18 protein-coding genes are annotated in these 17,319 nt (G+C 47.8%); all 18 read left to right on the top strand.

What is annotated here, in order from left to right:
- On the top strand, positions 1–752 hold a 752-nt coding region (locus tag Q5873_RS08455), incomplete at its 5' end, for a hypothetical protein (protein WP_303060426.1).
- A complete protein-coding gene (locus Q5873_RS08450; RefSeq protein ID WP_303060424.1) occupies positions 682–1,449 on the top strand; it encodes an ABC transporter permease in 768 nt (255 codons plus the stop codon). The genes Q5873_RS08455 and Q5873_RS08450, both read left to right, overlap by 71 nt.
- On the top strand, positions 1,436–2,173 hold the full coding sequence (locus Q5873_RS08445; protein WP_303060422.1) for an ABC transporter ATP-binding protein: 738 nt from the start codon (positions 1,436–1,438) through the stop codon (positions 2,171–2,173). The genes Q5873_RS08450 and Q5873_RS08445 overlap by 14 nt, the downstream gene beginning before the upstream one ends.
- On the top strand, positions 2,170–3,144 hold the full coding sequence (locus Q5873_RS08440; protein WP_303060420.1) for an ABC transporter substrate-binding protein: 975 nt from the start codon (positions 2,170–2,172) through the stop codon (positions 3,142–3,144). Before Q5873_RS08445 ends, Q5873_RS08440 begins: the two co-directional genes overlap by 4 nt.
- Positions 3,145–3,261: 117 nt before the next feature.
- Positions 3,262–3,705, top strand: a complete 444-nt coding sequence (locus tag Q5873_RS08435; RefSeq protein ID WP_028255254.1) for a HutP family protein — start codon at positions 3,262–3,264, stop codon at positions 3,703–3,705.
- A 215-nt stretch (positions 3,706–3,920) separates the two neighbouring features.
- On the top strand, positions 3,921–4,913 hold the full coding sequence (locus Q5873_RS08430; RefSeq protein WP_303060419.1) for a metal ABC transporter solute-binding protein, Zn/Mn family: 993 nt from the start codon (positions 3,921–3,923) through the stop codon (positions 4,911–4,913).
- 151 nt (positions 4,914–5,064) lie between these two features.
- On the top strand, positions 5,065–5,208 hold the full coding sequence (gene scfA, locus Q5873_RS08425) for a six-cysteine ranthipeptide SCIFF (RefSeq protein ID WP_205088158.1): 144 nt from the start codon (positions 5,065–5,067) through the stop codon (positions 5,206–5,208).
- Positions 5,209–5,379: 171 nt separating this feature from the next.
- Positions 5,380–6,777: a thioether cross-link-forming SCIFF peptide maturase gene (scfB, locus tag Q5873_RS08420; protein ID WP_028255256.1), complete on the top strand. Its 1,398-nt coding sequence runs from the start codon at positions 5,380–5,382 to the stop codon at positions 6,775–6,777.
- 56 nt (positions 6,778–6,833) lie between these two features.
- Complete coding sequence (locus Q5873_RS08415; RefSeq protein WP_303060416.1) at positions 6,834–9,278, top strand: carbamoyltransferase HypF; 2,445 nt, start codon at positions 6,834–6,836, stop codon at positions 9,276–9,278.
- Between the two features lie 4 nt (positions 9,279–9,282).
- Positions 9,283–9,534 (top strand): HypC/HybG/HupF family hydrogenase formation chaperone, encoded by a 252-nt coding sequence (locus Q5873_RS08410; RefSeq protein WP_028255258.1) that lies wholly within the window; start codon positions 9,283–9,285, stop codon positions 9,532–9,534.
- Entirely contained in the window at positions 9,494–10,612 is a 1,119-nt protein-coding gene (hypD, locus tag Q5873_RS08405) for a hydrogenase formation protein HypD (RefSeq protein WP_303060413.1), read from the top strand. Before Q5873_RS08410 ends, hypD begins: the two co-directional genes overlap by 41 nt.
- A 2-nt stretch (positions 10,613–10,614) precedes the next feature.
- Positions 10,615–11,625 (top strand): hydrogenase expression/formation protein HypE, encoded by a 1,011-nt coding sequence (hypE, locus tag Q5873_RS08400; protein ID WP_303060411.1) that lies wholly within the window; start codon positions 10,615–10,617, stop codon positions 11,623–11,625.
- Positions 11,626–11,735: 110 nt separating this feature from the next.
- Positions 11,736–12,179, top strand: a complete 444-nt coding sequence (locus Q5873_RS08395) for a hypothetical protein (RefSeq protein ID WP_028255261.1) — start codon at positions 11,736–11,738, stop codon at positions 12,177–12,179.
- 77 nt (positions 12,180–12,256) lie between these two features.
- Positions 12,257–13,441, top strand: a complete 1,185-nt coding sequence (locus tag Q5873_RS08390; protein WP_303060409.1) for a hypothetical protein — start codon at positions 12,257–12,259, stop codon at positions 13,439–13,441.
- A gap of 18 nt (positions 13,442–13,459) precedes the next feature.
- Entirely contained in the window at positions 13,460–15,010 is a 1,551-nt protein-coding gene (locus tag Q5873_RS08385; protein ID WP_303060408.1) for an LptA/OstA family protein, read from the top strand.
- A 102-nt stretch (positions 15,011–15,112) separates the two neighbouring features.
- Entirely contained in the window at positions 15,113–15,982 is an 870-nt protein-coding gene (gene galU / locus Q5873_RS08380) for a UTP--glucose-1-phosphate uridylyltransferase GalU (protein WP_302225797.1), read from the top strand.
- Positions 15,983–16,137: 155 nt separating this feature from the next.
- The gene (locus Q5873_RS08375; protein ID WP_028255265.1) at positions 16,138–16,434 is read left to right on the top strand and encodes a YerC/YecD family TrpR-related protein; all 297 of its coding nucleotides are present in this window, start codon (positions 16,138–16,140) and stop codon (positions 16,432–16,434) included.
- Between the two features lie 95 nt (positions 16,435–16,529).
- Positions 16,530–17,312, top strand: coding sequence for a TSUP family transporter (locus tag Q5873_RS08370; protein ID WP_303060404.1), 783 nt, complete (start codon positions 16,530–16,532; stop codon positions 17,310–17,312).
- Positions 17,313–17,319 lie beyond the last annotated feature (7 nt).

Below are 17,319 nucleotides of genomic sequence, written 5' to 3'. Positions count from 1 at the left end.
GCTTTTTATCAGGCAACAGTGCTGCGATTGCTGTGGACATGAGTGATAGCGAAGATATTGATAGCGAAGAAATTGATATTGCGGGCGTAGTTAATTTGGCTGAAGAAGATGCTAAAGGTACTGTTAGTGAAAAAGTTGTTAGTGAAAAAGTTATTAGTGAAGAAGTTGATGTTGCGGACGCAGGTAATGCTGATCAACGTATTTTGCAAGACAAAGATCAATGTGATTTGCAAAACAAAGATCAAAATATTTCGCAAAATGAGGGGCAAAGTATTCTGAAAACCGAAGATAAAAAAGATGGCTTAGGCGAACTTTTATCCGAACGCCCAGCCGAACGCCCAGCCGAACGTCTACCCGAACGTCTACCCGAACGCCTACCCGAACGCATACTTAAACTAAATAAAACTAAACTAGACATCTCTAAAGAAAGTACAAAGAAAGGTAGCGAAGCTATCCTTGTAGAGCCCCAAGAAAAATGTAGCGATGAAACACAAACGCTACACACTGAAGTAGTTGAGCAACAAAAATATTGTAGCAATGAAACGCAAGCGATGAACAACAAATCATGGCAGGTCATGATAGTTGCAGCCACTGATACGTTAAATATTAAGAGAATAATTCTCAATGATGTGGTATACTTAATGCAGATGTGCAACAGTAGGCAGAAAGGAGGACTCCGCTATGAAACAAGCTTGGGTACGGTGGTTATTGCCCCTAGGGATTCTTGTTCTTTGGCAAATAGCGGTGGATAGTGGTCGATGGTCATCCTATGTATTGCCTTCACCGATGGATGTTATTGACAGTGGATGGCAGCTGCTTCGCGATGGTACGTTGCTAATACATATCGGTGTTAGTTTGGGACGAGTAGCCGTCGGTTTTTTACTTGCTGCCGCTACAGCCGTTCCCTTGGCAATTGTTATCGGCTTATGGGAACCGGCCTATCGTGTATTGGGTGGGACTATCGAATTTTTTCGGCATGTACCGCCGTTGGCATTGCTACCGCTCCTTATTTTATGGCTGGGTATCGGGGAAGCCTCTAAAACCGCCGTTGTATTTTTAGCTACGTTCTATCCCATTTTTTTGAATGCGTTAACCGGTGTACGATGTACGGATGCCAAGCTTCTTGAGATGGGACGACAATACGGTTTGTCCTCATGGCAGTGTGTTCGGCGCATTCGGTTACCCTATGCAGTGCCATACATGTACACGGGATTGCGTATAGGCCTTGGTTATAGTTGGCGTTCACTAATCGGTGCAGAGATGATTGCAGCTGCATCGGGTGTTGGTTATTTAGTACTGGATGCGCAGGCAATGGCAAAGTCGGCCAGTGTAATTGTCGGTGTAGTGGTCATCGGTGTGTGCGGTAGTGTCATGGACTATGGGGGCCGACAGTTGGGAAAACGATTGTTGCATCGTTACCTGGGAGGTGACAAGGATGGAGTTGCATGAAGGAATACCGGTGATACGTTTGCAAGGATTGGGTAAAATCTATACCGGCTATTTGCAGCCGGCATTGGCACCTTTGACGGCAGCGATTCCTTTGGGTACGATTACCACAGTTGTCGGCAAGAGCGGATGTGGCAAGACGACATTACTTCGACTATTGGCTAGGCTGGAGCCACCTTCAATGGGATGGATTGAGTGGCAGGAAGGCTGGGAAGAGACGACGATGGCGATGGTTTTTCAGGAACCTCGTTTATTGCCATGGCTGACGGTACGTGAGAACATATCGTTTGCACAGTATGGCAATCACTCGGTTCAGGCGAATACGGTAGAACGGCTATTGCAGGAGTTGGGGTTAGCATCGGCAGCGGAGCGATTACCGGCAGAGCTGTCCGGCGGCATGGCACAGCGTGTGGCCATTGGTAGAGCGTTGTGCGCAAATACGCCGATGCTTCTCATGGATGAGCCTTTTAGCGCATTGGATTATTTTACCCGGCGCGAGTTACAGGAGGAGTTGCATCGTTGGCAAACACAAATGAAGAAGACGGTAATGTTTGTTACACATGATGTGGATGAGGCCTTGTTGTTAGGAAACAGCATCATTTGCTTGCGACCCGATGGTGAGCATAAGCAAATACGCAATCCATTGCCTTGGGATAAACGGCGCGATACATCGTGCACGGAACCGCTAAAGAGAGATATATTGCAGCATATAGGAGGTTTGTTATGAAACACAGAATACGAAAACTGATGGCGCTGTTATGTGTGACCGGAGCTCTTCTCATCTCCGGTTGCGGTAGTGATACGATGGGAACACAGACGGCTAAGCCGGCGGAGGTGCACCTTACCTATGTGAAAGCACCGTTAAATATTCCGTCGATTGTGGAAAAGCAGGAAGGTTTGTTTGAAAAGGCTTTTGCCGAGGATGCGGTAAAGGTAGGCTATTCGACGATTACGGAAGGACCGAAACAGACGGAAGCCATGGCCGCCGGCGATATTGATATTGCTAATGCGTTGGGGGGAACTTCGGCTATTTTGGCTAAGGCGAATGGTGTGGATTTACGCATTGTTAGCATGTATAGCCGTGCGCCGAAAGCATTCGTTATTGTTGCCAAGGATCCGTCTATTACATCGGTGTCCGATTTGAAAGGGAAAACCGTAATGGGACCAAAGGGAACTAATTTGCATCAGCTGCTGTTGATGGCATTGGCCGAAAAAGGAATGGATGCTAGTGACGTTAATTTTGTGTCCGGTGGTATTCCGCAAGCTGCGGCTGCTATGGAAAATGGCAGTGCCGATGCAGCTTTGCTGGCAGGACCGATGGCGCTTAAAGCATTGCAAAGCGGTGCCCATGTGGTGCGCGATGCCCAGGGACTGCTTAATGCGACAATTGTTATTGCCGTGCGCGGTGATTTTCTCGACAAGCATCCGGAGTTAGTAAAACGATTTTTGGCGACTCATTATGGCGTAGTGGATGCATACAAAAAGGATCCGACACAGGCCTATGCGCTGGCGGCGAAAGAAACGGGGCTTACCGAAAAAGAGGTAGCTACCATGGCACCATGGTATGATTTTAATCCGCAGGTAACGGAAGAAGATATTAAAGATTTGGAAAAAGCGCAAGACTTTTTAGTACAAGCCGGTTTGTTGGATGCCAATAAAAAAGTAGATGTAAAATCTATGTTTGTGGCGGTACAGTAGCTGTTTTCAAATGCAGCTTGCATCGTCTTGCGTGGGCAGTGTACAATAATTCTATGTAGCAATGAGTAGAGTGAGAAACGATAGAACAATTGATGGAACGATAAAGGCGGGAGATATATGGAGTATAACAGTATTGCAATCGGTCGGGCGGCACTTCGCTTAGCCATTACCGAATCACGCGAGGCGGAGCAAGAATTGCGAAAACAGTTGCATGAGCAGGGCATTCGATCGGTAGCCGTTGATTTTGGCGGACAATTTGTACCGTCCATCCCTAAAATTATTGAGCACGCCGTAGTGGCGGCTCAGCGGCAGCGCGTTGTAGCAGACAATCACATTGGGGAAGGTGCCGTTATCGGCGCTACACAGGAAGCATTGGAACAATTGAAGCGGAAAGCCATCGGTCTCAATGTGGGCGGTAAGATTGGTGTAGCTCGCTATCGTGAGCATCTAAGCGTAGCCATCTACGCCGGCGTAGGTATTTTGCATCTTAATGAAATTGCCGTTGCCATAGCCCATCGGTCGTTACCGGCCCATGAGGAAGAAAGCAAACACGAAGGTTAAACAACGTAGAGGTATTGCCACTGTCGGTCCGGTAGATGGGATGGTATCGTAGAACCGACAGATAGATTGGACTTTACTGCGAAAGAGAGTAGGAACACCCGTCGACAATTAGGCAGATTATATGTCGACGGGTGTTCATGTGTTCAAACACGTTTTGGGGAAATCGTGTATAATACATATCGTGTTGTATGTCTGTAAAAAGTAGGAGGGAATGTATGAAGACGTGTAATACTTCGTGGTGGCGACGCGTAGCGATAGGTGTAATGAGTGTGGCCATGGGAATAGTCATCGGTGGCTGCGGGAGTTCAGCGCCGACGAATGAAGGAAAGCTCCCCGTAGTGGCATCGGTGTATCCCGTATATGATGTGGCAAAGCAAGTGGGTGGCGATAAAATAGCGCTTACCTTGTTAGTGCCGCCGGGCAGTGAGCCTCATGATTGGGAACCGTCGTCCAGTGATTTGATGGCCATCGGTAAGGCCAAGCTATTCTTGTATAACGGAGCAGGTTTAGAGCCTACGGAAAAGATAGTGACAAAGGATGTATTGCGGGATGCCAAAGCGATTGAGCTTTCAAAGGCGGCCCGCGTATTGCCGATGCCGGATGAATCTTTCGAAGAAGAGAGGGCGAAGGAGAGCGCGTCACCGACAGTCGAAAAGAGCACGGATGGGCATGAGCATGATCACGGTGGCAACGATCCGCATGTATGGCTGGACCCAACGAATGTAATGTTAGAAACCGATGCGGTGGTAAAGGCGTTCAGCGAGGCTGATCCGGCGAATGCGGAGTACTATAAAAAGAATGGTGAAGCCTATAAAGAAAAACTGGCTAAGCTGGATGCGCAGTATCAGGACTGGGCACAAGGGGTACAGCAAAAAAATCTTGTTGTTACACATGAGGCCTTTGGTTACTTAGCTCATCGCTATGGATTGCACCAGCTCGGAATCATGGGTATCTCACCGGATGCGGAGCCAACTCCCGAAAAAATGGCACGCATCGTAGCTTTTGTTAAGGCCAATGGAGTGAAGGCAATTTTCAGTGAAGAATTGGTAAATCCTAAATTGGCAGAAGCGATTGCCAAGGAGGCCGGCGTTACGGTGTACATGCTCAATCCGGTAGAAGGCTTGACGAAGGAACAGATGGACAAGGGCGCAACGTACCTGTCGGTGATGGAAGAAAATTTGGCTACCTTGAAGAAGGCTATGCCGTAAGGTGTCGAGGACAGGTCTACAACTTTCTTCGGCATTCGTGTCTTGAAAATTGTAGAGCAGCGTGCATGGTTTGCCACGAAAGACGCTTGCCTAAGTTTACTTTGGTATGCTAAAATGTAGAAAAAGGTAGTAGTGTATGAAGGAGGACTTTATCATGAAACATATCCGCACTATCAATACAGAATCTTTACAGAAGACGGCTAAGACCGGTGGTTGTGGCGAATGCCAGACTTCCTGCCAGTCCGCTTGCAAAACAAGCTGCACTGTAGGCAACCAGGTGTGCAAACAGAAATAAGATAACGGCGAAAGGCTATAACATGATGCGATGCATTGTGTTATAGCCTTTTTTCATTAGAATGAACGAATATTTTCATGATAAACTTATATCAGATATGTGTCCCGGAGGACTAAATGTGATAGAATAAGTATAGATGTTTGTAAGTTTGATGGAGGTCTATTGTTACATATGCTAGAACTACAACCGATGATTCATAAATTCAAGATGAAGGATAAGTATTTCTGTCTTGATGTTAATAGCGGTATTATTCATGTCATCGATGAATTGACGGACCGTGTACTCGATATTTACGATGGGTCCAATCGCGAAGCTGTACACGAAGCGTTGGATGCTACGGAAAACGCGTCGGAGCTTGATGAGTTGATGGATGAAATCGATGAACTCATCAAAGAAGAAATGCTGTATGCGCCGATGTCCGAAGAGTTTAAACTGGTAGTGGAAGAAAAGCCTATCGTCAAGGCATTGTGTCTTAACATTGCTCACGACTGCAACTTGGCTTGTAAATATTGCTTTGCCAGTCAAGGCGATTACGGCGGAGTAAAACGTGAATTGATGAGTTTTGATGTAGCAAAGCGGGCCGTTGATTTCTTGATTGCTATGAGTGGTACGCGGCAACATTGCGAAATCGATTTCTTCGGCGGTGAGCCGCTGTTGAATTGGGATGTAGTTAAACAGACGGTAGAGTATGTGGAATCCATTCAGGCAGCGCACAATAAAATTTTTAAATTGACGTTGACTACGAACGGCGTATTGTTGACGCAGGATAAAATTGATTATGTCAACGAACACAACATCAGTTTGGTACTGTCTATCGACGGTCGTGAGGAAGTTCATAACCGCATGCGCCCCAGCGCCGGCGGTACGGATACATACAAGACTGTAGCCAAGAATTTGGTAAATGCCGTAAAACAGCGTGACGGTCGCGAATATTATGTACGCGGTACGTATACGCATAATAATTTGGACTTCACCAAGGATGTTATCGCCATGTCCGACTTGGGCTTTGAACACTTATCCATGGAACCGGTAGTGGGCAAAGAAGGGGAATATGTGCTTCGCGATGAAGATTTACCGATTTTGGAAAAGGAATATGAAAAATTAGCCGACTTGTATTTGCAACGTCAAAAAGACGGTTGGGGTGAAAAGTTTAATTTCTTCCATTTCCGCATGGATTTGTATCGCGGACCATGTATGGCAAAGCGTTTGCGCGGTTGCGGTGCCGGTCATGAATATATGGCGATTGTGCCGAACGGGGATATTTATCCGTGTCATCAGTTTGTCGGCCGTGACGGCTATGTATTGGGGAACGTGTTTGAAGGCTTGAAGAATTTTGATATTCCTCGAGAATTTAGAAATACCCATGTATTTACGAAACCGACCTGTGCAAAATGTTGGGCGAAGTTCTTCTGCTCCGGTGGGTGTCATGCGAATAATGAAACCTTTGGCGGTAGCATTAAGGAGCCCTATGAATTAGGTTGTAAATTGCAGAAAAAACGCATTGAGTGCGCCATTATGATTCAGGCCGAGCTTGATGAAATGAATCAGGATACGGCGGTTCAGGCGTAAGTACGTTACTAAGTGAGTCGACAGAAGTAAGGTTTTGTTGATAATAAGGAGAATATATGGAACGTAAACCGGTAGAAACAACGGGACAGGCTCGATGGGGCATACGGTTTACGGGCGTGGTACAGGGGGTCGGTTTTCGCCCCCTTGTTTCCGTTATAGCCCATGAACTGGGTCTTACAGGTTTTGTGTATAACGATGCTGCCGGCGTGTACGTAGAGGTGCAGGGGGATGAAACATTGCTCCGTGCCTTTGTAGAGGCTGTGCAGGCACGCAAGGCTCCGACGGCACGCATTGATGATACGGTGATTACCGTACATCCCGTAGCGGACGAAACGGCATTTCTCATTTTACCTTCACCGGCCGGTGATACAATGAGTACGTTTATCGGTGCCGATACGGCTCCGTGCGAGGCATGCCTAAAGGAGCTTACCGATCCGGAGGATAGACGTTACGGTTACAGTTTTATTAATTGTACTCACTGCGGGCCGCGGTATACGATCATTGAGAAAGCTCCGTATGATAGGCAGTTTACCACAATGGCTCCGTTTACTATGTGCTCTCCCTGTCAGGCGGAGTACGATGATTTACATGGACGGCGCTACCATGCGGAACCTACGGCGTGCGGTGTATGCGGACCGCGGTATTCATTGCTCGATGCACAGGGCAACGCCGTGGAATGTGGTCTTGATAATGCGGAAGAAGATGTGTTTGCTGTAGTGCGTAATCATATTGCCAACGGTGATATTGTGGCCGTCAAGGGAATCGGCGGTTATCATCTGGTGTGCGATGCACGCAATGCGAAGGCAATAGATAGGCTGCGCCAGAGAAAACGACGGCCCGATAAACCGCTGGCGGTTATGGCAGGATCGCTAGCTACGGCAAAGACGGTGGCTTGCATCAGCGAGGCGGAAGAAGCGGTATTGACCGGTCCGGAGCGCCCGATTGTATTGTTGGAAACCCTGCATGCTTCCAAGACAGCCTGTCGTCGTCGACCGGAACGAATGCGAGCCGGTGAAGAAACCATTATGGATGCGATAGGTCCCGGCGGGATAGCTTGGGAAGCAGTGGCGCCGGGCAATCATTATATTGGCATTATGCTGCCCTATGCACCGGTGCATCATTTACTGGTGCCGAAGGATGCACTGTGGGTAATGACCAGCGGAAACTACAGCGGTGATACGGTTATTTATGAGGATGAGGCGGCGCTGAGAACATTAACCGGCGTAGCCGACTGGTTCTTGGTTCACAATCGGCGCATTGTTTCTCCTGTGGATGATTCGGTCGTTGCCGTAGTGAATGATGAACCGTTATTATTCCGACGCAGTCGCGGTTATGTGCCGTTATCTCTTACGATGGCAGTGGGCGGACAAGCCCCTTCGTCAGAAAAAGAAACTGTGAAGCGTGATGCGCAGCCGTACAGGGTGCCGACCATATTGGCCATGGGCGGCGACTTGAAGCATGTCTTTGCTATTAATAAAGGACGCGAAGTATTGCCGGGACCACATATCGGAGACCTTGCCAATGAAGCGACAAACGAGGCTATGGAGCGTGCGATTGCTCGTTATGAACAGCTATTTACGTTAATACCGGATGCGGTAGTAGCAGATAAAAACCCACAGTATTATTCATCGCGCTACGGCAGAGCCTATGCGTCGGACAAGGGCATTCCTTATCTTGAGGTACAACATCATCATGCACATATTGCTGCCGTTATGGCGGAAGATCAATTGGAAGGCCCGGTATTAGGTGTTGCTTTTGATGGTACCGGCTATGGTGATGACGGCGATATTTGGGGCGGCGAGTTTATGCTTTGCGAAGGCAGTCGTTATGAACGCCTGGTGCATTTGGCAAGGACGCCCTTGCCCGGCGGCGAACGTGCGGTGGAAGAGCCGTGGCGGCAAGCGTTGTGGTATTTACGGCGCACTTGCGGCGAAACATTGTCCGGCCCGTACGAAGCTTGGCGCGAAGATCTCCCCTATGGTTGGGAACTGGTAGACCAATTATTTAAGAGCAAAATGCCGCAGTTGTGGACAACCAGTGCAGGACGCTTGTTTGATGCCGTAGGGTCTTTATTGGGCCTGGGCTATCGTCATAGCTATGACAGCCAGATTGCTATGGCACTGGAACAGCTGGCGTATAGCAAACGAGGCAATTTATACGATTTTTATTATGACGGCTCGGTGTTGGATTTTTATCCATTGGTGCGTCAGATTATCGAAGGACGCATTAAGGGTGTGGCACGGAGTACATTGGCGGCTTCCTTCCATCGCACCTTAGCCTATGGGATTACGGAAGTAGCCGAAGATTTGTGTAGCCGATACGGGATACAGACGATTGTTCTCGGCGGCGGTGTATTCCAGAACAGGCGGCTATTAGCGGAAATGGCGCGTATGGAGCCGACCTATCGAGTTATATTACCTAAAAAAATTCCCGTAAACGACGGGGGACTTGCTGTCGGTCAATGGTGGCTGGCTATGAAACAGTTGACGGAAAAGGAGTGATCATATGTGTTTAGCGGTGCCTGCACAGTTAGTACAGGTTAATGAATTTGTCGGGACCATTGCCCTCACCGGTGTTACCCGTGATGTGAATCTCATGTTGGTGCCGGAAGCCAAAGTCGGCGATTGGGTATTGGTTCATGCAGGTTGTGCGGTTCAGATTGTAGACGAAGAGGAAGCGAAGGCGACTATGGACGCTTTCCGGGAGTTGGAAGAACGTGAAGAAGCTTACTTTAGAGAACAAACTACAAGCCGCTAAGGCGTTATTGGAGGATATAAAATCCCTTCACACTCCGGGGGAAACGGTACGGATTATGGAGGTGTGCGGTACGCATACGGTAGCTATTTTCCGCGAAGGTATCCGTCAGATGTTACCGGAGGGTATCGAACTTATCAGCGGACCGGGGTGTCCTGTTTGCGTTACCGATCAGTCGTATATGGATAAGGCATTGGCCTATGCGGCGCGGGAAGATGTTATTATCGCTACCTTCGGCGATATGCTCAAGGTGCCCGGTACGGACGGCAATTTATGGGAAGCCAAAAGTGAAGGCGCGCAGATTCATATCATATATAGTCCGATGGAAATCGTTGCCTTAGGTCGTCAGCATCCGGATAAGAAAATCGTATTTTTGGCGATTGGTTTTGAAACGACGGTAGCGGTTATTGCAGCCACGGTTAAAATGGTGGCGCAAGCGGGCCTGGACAATGTATTCTTTCTGGTGTCGCATAAGCTGGTGCCGCCGGCGTTGCGGGCGTTGTTGGATCGTAAGGAACGGCAGCTGGATGGCTTTTTGTTGCCAGGTCATGTAAGCGTTATTATCGGCGAAGAGCCGTACCGTTTCTTGGCGGAAGAGTACGGCATTCCGTCTTGTATCGCCGGCTTTGATGGCTTGGAAATTTTAGCGGCTGTACGCGATATTCTATGGCAACGTAAGTCCGGTACTTATTACGTGGGTAATCAGTATAAGTCGGTAGTAGCTAAAACGGGTAATCCGGTGGCAATCCAATTAATGAAGGAATTGTATGAACCGGCTGACGATGTATGGCGCGGTATGGGGGTTATTCCAAAGTCGGGCTTGCGCTTGGCCGGAGAGTATGCGCGATTTGATGCGGAACGCATATTGCCGTTGGGTGACATGGGAGAAGCCACGCCGCCGAAAGGCTGCCAATGTGATAAGGTATTGCAAGGTTTGATTCGTCCCGATGAATGTGCTCTGTTTGGCAAGGAGTGTACTGCCGATCATCCGGTCGGGGCTTGCATGGTGTCGGCAGAAGGCAGCTGTGCGGCATGGTACAAGTATAGACGGACCAGCGGCGGCCAGTTGTGGGAGGATTGAATATGGGTGAAGTAATTCGATTAGTACATGGTAACGGCGGACGATTTAGCCATGAATTGATGGAGCGTTATATTCTGCCCCATTTTACCAACTCGCTGCTGGCACCATTGCATGATGGTGCACAGTTTACGGTGAAAGCGGGACGGATGGCGTTTACTACCGATTCGTATGTAGTGACGCCTCAGTTCTTTCCCGGCGGCAATATCGGCAAATTGGCCGTATGCGGTACAGTTAATGATTTGACGATGAACGGTGCCGTACCACAGTATTTGAGTTGTGGGTTTATTTTAGAAGAAGGCCTGGACAGCGATGTATTGGAGTCTGTCGTTACGACGATGGCGGCCATGGCCAAAGAAGCAGGTGTACAGATTGTCACCGGCGATACGAAGGTCGTGGAAAAAGGGGCCGTAGACGGAATTTATATTAATACGGCCGGCGTAGGGTATATCCCCGAAGGCATTGTCATCGGACCGGATCGAGTAACGGCGGATATGGACGTAATCCTCACTGGTTCCTTAGGTGATCATGCAGTGGCTGTTATGGGGACGCGGTACGGATTTACTTTGCCTGATAGTATTGTTACCGATTGCGCACCGCTTAACGGTATGTTGACACCGGTGCTTTCCGAATTCGGCGATGCGGTGGCATTGATGCGCGATCCTACGCGAGGCGGCGTGGCAACGGTGCTGCAAGAAATCGCTACACAGGCGCAGGTGGGCATTCGCGTACGTGAAGCGGCCGTTCCCGTACACGAAGATGTGGCGGCGGTTTGTCATATGCTAGGCTATGATCCGTTGTATTTGGCTAATGAAGGCAAGGCGATTCTCTTTGTAAAAAAAGAGGCAACCGAAGAAATTTTACATCGATTGCATCAGCATCCGTACGGTCGTGAGGCGGTGTGCATCGGTGAAACTATGGCGAAGAATGCCGGGAAGGTAGGTCTTGAGACGGCTTTGGGCGGCGTTCGTCTTTTAGATATGCTCGGTGAAGATCAAGTACCGCGTATTTGTTAACGGAGATCGGGTCTTTACGGTAGCTGTTTGTAAATCTTCACGGTGGCTATTCGTAGATTTTTATTTGAAATTTTGGTAAAATGTATAATAATTAATGAGGAGGGTGACGTATGAAAAAGAAAATTGCAGCTGCTATTATGGCAGTTACTATGTCCGTAGCCTCTACCGGCTTATTTATGACAACACAGGCGTTTAGTCTCGGTGATTTGGGCGGTATTGTTAAGGTAGCCGGTGTAGGGTTCCTCGTAGATAAATACGGCGAGCAGATTAACAGCTTTTTGAACTCCGTATTAAAACAAAATAACTTAAGTACAACGTACACGACAAAGGTGGTTCCTATCGTCAGTGTAGGCAATAAAGGCTATATTGGGGCTGCGCAGGTTACGGGACCGGCATCCGAGGTAGAACGCGTACAGGCGGTTGCTCAAATTGAGGCCAGCTTTAACAGTGTAGCACGTATTAAAGGTTTGGTGCCGATTGATAGTAAAAATCCGACCAACGCTTCCCGTATTCAAGGCGTAGGTGTATCGGCTATCATTGATTTGCGTATTTAACGGCGTAAAAGCATAGATCGGTACCGGTCTATGCTTTTATTATGATTGAGAAGTCACATATCCAGTAGGAGGGCTCTATGAAAAAACAGCTTTTGACATTGGTAACGGCCGCGCTGATGACAGGTAGCGTATGGGCGGCCCCGGATACCGTATTAGAAAAGACAAATAGTTTGGAAACAACTGTATACGGAGACGTTCAGATTGGTGCATTGGTGGATCGTGTAAACCAGTTGGACCAGACCGTGTATGGTGCTACGCGTTCGGGTACGCTTAACAGCAAGGTGGATGAGTTGTACCGTTCGGTAGCCGGGTCGGACAGCGGTGTGTCCATTACACAGGAAGTGGATGTATTAGAATGGAGCTATCAAGGAGCTGTAACGCAGGGTTCCCTCCTGGAACGACTCAATCGGTTGGAACGCAGTGTAACGGGACAGGTTGGTACCGGTTCGGTGCAGAGCCGGATTACGGCGCTAAAGAAGGCCATTGACGGTAAAGATGTTAAGCTGACACCGCAAATCGGTACCGTAGCGGCCGATCATGTGTTTAAGGTGACATTAAATGACCCGATTAGCACTAAAACCAATGAATTGGGCGATGCTTTCACCTTTACTGTGGCAGAAGATGTTATGGACGGCGATGTTCTTATCGTGCCGGCCGGTACGGTGGGAACCGGTCATATTTCAGAATTGAAACGGGCCTCCTCCTTTGGTCGCAACGGTAAATTAGATCTTCGTTTCGATAAGATTCCTACCATTGATGGTACAACCTTTGCCGCGTTACAAGGTGAAGATGCAAAGAAAAAGACCGAACAAGAGCTTAAAGCGGCCGGTGCATCGGTGGCCGGAGCGGTTCTCTTGGGACCGGTAGGTCTGGTGGGCGGTTTCTTTGTCAAAGGGAAAAACATAGAGCTTTCCGATGGAGCCGCTATCTATGTACAGCCGGAAGATATGGTGACCGTACAGGGAATTGTTATCGGCGGTGACGGACTTAATCATGCGAACGATACGTTGTCCATTACGCCGGTGACGGCACCGGTAGAAGAAACCACAATGGAAACGGGTGGTACGGTGTATGTGCCGGACGATAACGGTACGGTAGTCGGTGAGGTAGAAGAAACAGAACCGGTGGATACCGCAGCGGAGGATACGGCTGCTTCGTCATCCGATGCGGAGGAAGTAAAGGCAGAGACTACACATGTCACCGAAGATAGCCAGTCGGCGACAGCACCGTCTAAGCCTATCGTGGTAGTTAAGCGCAGCTAAAGGAGAGAAGAGACATAAATGATAGGTAAAAAGTGGCGGTATGCGATGTTAGCCGGGCTGATAACGGGAACCTTGGTTCCTGCCGTGCAGGCAGCTGACAGTAACGGCCTGGTGTATGAAGATGCGACGGAGATAACCGGTGAAGTACGCCCGGAAGCGCTGGCAGCACAGGATGGTGCGGATGGTGCGCTGATTCGCGTAGTGCGGCGGGGCAATCCGACCGAGACGGTACTGAGCACATCGGAACAGCCGATTAAGGTAGATGCGGATAGCATGTACTATGGGGATACAAGCGGCAATGTGATTGCCGTGGGCAAGGTTGACATGGTGCAAGGCAATCGCGAGATTCACAGCGATCGCATTGTAGGCAATGTAAAGACGCAGGATTATACGACGGACGGAACCTTTCACTATTTAGAAGATAAAGGGGCTACTAAGGATTTGACCGGTGAAAATTTATCCTTCAATACCGGAACAAATGCAGGTAGTGCTCCTAATGTGATGGGCTTTACGGCGCCGTATTTTATCAAAGGCGAGCATGTTACCTTTGACGGTGACATGGCAATTATTAAAAACGGTTGGGTAACGACTAAGCATGCTATGGCCTACAAGGGCGTACCTGATTATCGAATGGAAGGATCTCTTATTGAAGTGTATCCCGGCGATAAGGCTATCATTCACAATGCCCGTCTGTTTATCAAAAACGGTGAGGTTCTCAGTCGGTCGCGCTATGTGGTGTCTTTGCGCGGTGACCGCAAGAGTAAGGTGAATATCTTTTCGTTGATTCCCCGTCCTATGTACGACAGTACCGATGGATTTGGTTTTAAAGGTAATATTGAATATCCTATTGGGGCGACGGACGAAGCCTTTTTCCGCTACGAATGGTATACCAAGGGAGGCTTTAAGCCGAGTATCGGTTATCGTCACTTCCTGCCTTGGGGGACGGCGCAATTGGCGTATAGTCGAGAGTCGGCTACTTTGAATGCGCAGCAGGTATGGGTAGAAAAGAGACCGGAATTGTCCGTGGATACCCATGTGTACCATATCGGCGATACGCCGTTTACTATACGCGGTGGTGCCAGCATCGGCTACTGGAAAGAAGACTATATAAAAGGGTCTCATAATAAGATGTATGCAGAGGTAAGCCATGATACGTGGCATCCGTGGGACGGTATGAATTTACGCTTCTATGCCGGGTATCAGCGTGACCATTACGGCTATAACGATTATACTCGTACGGCCCCCTATTGGGGTGTATCGGCCAGTCAACATGTAACGGATTGGCTTACACTCTTTGGCGGTTACAAACAGTATAATATACCGCAATTTAAGGATTCGCCGTATCCGTTTGATACGATTGATGTGCATCGAAATGCCGTTCTGGGCTTTACCGTACGCTTGTCGCGCCTTGATTCCTTTACGGTTTCGACGCAGCGCGATGTACAGTCCGGTGAATTGCGGTATGTAGACTACACATGGTATCGCGATATGCATTCCTTTGAAGGCTGGCTGACATATCAGTCGAAGCAGAAGGAATGGAAATATATGGTGGTGGCTAAAGACTTCTAGGACTACTTGGTTGTAGTAGGATTGTAAAGACTGCTGCATATTCGGTACCTATAAATTGATGAGTAAATACTAATTTTGCAGGAAAGGTTTGGGGAGACACGTATGAAACGAATTCGTAAAGCGGTTATCCCGGCAGCCGGATTTGGTACACGTTTTTTACCGGCTACCAAGGCACAGCCGAAAGAAATGTTACCGATTGTCGACACGCCGACAATTCAATATATTGTACAGGAAGCATTGGATTCGGGAATCGAAGAAATTCTTATTATTACTGGTCGCAATAAACGGGCCATTGAAGATCATTTCGATACCAGCGTAGAATTGGAACAGCTGTTGCAGCAGCAGGGCAAGAAAAAACAGCTGGATATGGTTCGTGAGTTAGCGGACGTACGGGTTCATTTTATTCGGCAAAAGGCACCGCGCGGGCTAGGTGATGCAGTGCTGTGTGCCAAGGCATTTATCGGTGATGAACCGTTTGCGGTTTTGCTCGGTGATGACGTAGTATACAATCCGGAATATCCTTGCTTAAAGCAGTTGATTGATTGCTATAATACGCATGGCGGTACGATTTTAGGTGCTCAATTTGTACCGGAAGAAAAGGTAAGCTCCTACGGTATTGTATCCGGGACACCTATAGAGGAAAACTTGTATCGTGTGGAAGGGTTGGTAGAAAAACCGAGCCGTAATATGGCTCCGTCTAATTTAGCTGTATTGGGACGTTACATTTTGCCGCCGGAAATTTTCGATTTATTGGAAAAAACACCGCAAGGGGCAGGGAATGAGATACAGTTAACCGATGCATTGGCCAGCTTAGAAACACCGGTATATGCATTGGCGTATGATGGTGTTCGCTATGATATCGGCGATCGTTTGGGATATCTTAAAGCTACTGTGGAATATGCATTGCGTAATCCTATCGTAGCCGATGGCTTCAAAGAGTATTTAAAAGAATTGAATATAGATGAAATATAACGGCTGTAACATGTAGATGGCATGTGATACTACATGTTCTATGTTGATGGCTTTAATGAAAGGCTTTTACACTTTTTTGTGTGAAAGTCTTTTGTTTTTATACGCTGTGTAATATAATGGAAGAAACTGTATGTAGTGTTACATGGGAGGCAGTTATGAGCGTAAATGAAAAATTGCGTAATCCGATGAATGATCAGCTGTTTCGAGCTGTACTGACTTTGAAAAGTCTGGAAGAGTGCTATGAGTTTTTTGAAGATATTTGCACCGTTAACGAATTGAAAGCGTTATCGCAGCGTTTGCAGGTGGCACGCATGTTAGAGGATGGCGAAAGCTACGACACGATTGTGGAAACTACCGGGGCCAGTACGGCTACCATTAGTCGTGTAAAGCGATGCCTTGTTTATGGCGCCGATGGATATAAGACCGTCTTAGCGAGAATGAAGGATCAATAGATTGTAATTGGTGTGGGATTAGCTTATTATAAGGTACTTACACTATAGTATGAATAGCGAGGCGAGAGAGTTTATACGTGTAGAGGAGAGAGTACATGTTTGAATGGATGGGCTTGGATTCGGCATTGATAGTGCCTTTGCTATTATTTTTAGCCGGTGCTATTGCTGGATTTGTAGATTCTATTGTCGGTGGTGGCGGACTGATTTCGGTACCGGCGATGCTGCTGACGAATTTGCCACCCGGTGTGGCCTTGGGCAGTAATAAGTTAGCCAGCGTGTTTGGCGCCTTTTCGGCTATGATTAATTTTATCCGACAAAAGAAAGCAGATATAGGGTTAGTAAAGCGGTTGCTACCGTTTACCTTTGTCGGATCCATAGCCGGTACAATACTGGTTATTAGTATTCCACCGCTATACCTTAAACCGATTATTATTTTTCTGCTTATTGCGGTGCTCCTTTTTGTCTTATTCAAAAAGGACTGGGGGGAGGTAAGTACGTATACGAAAGCAACGGGACGACGGTTTGTGTTATTGGTAATGATGGCACTAAGCATTGGTTTTTATGATGGCTTCATTGGCCCCGGTACAGGTACGTTTTTGATTTTCGGATTTATTTTTGCCGGTTTTGATTTTTTATTGGCATCGGGGAATGCAAAGGTGTTAAACTTTGCCAGTAATCTAGGGTCTCTCCTTATTTTTATCGCCATGGATCATGTCAATTATGTATATGGTTTGTCGGCGGCGGTTGGACAAATCATAGGTGCTACTATAGGCTCGCGGATGGCAATTCGAAAAGGAACCGGTTTTGTGCGTCTGGTGTTTATCGTCATGACGGTATCGATGCTGGCTAAGTTAATGTATGATTATTTTGTAGGATGATGGGAAG

This window comes from Veillonella magna (assembly GCF_959600285.1).
Classification (GTDB): domain Bacteria; phylum Bacillota; class Negativicutes; order Veillonellales; family Veillonellaceae; genus Veillonella_A; species Veillonella_A magna.
The sequence above is the reverse complement of the archived record's forward strand: the minus strand, read 5'-3'. Positions and strand labels throughout refer to the sequence as shown.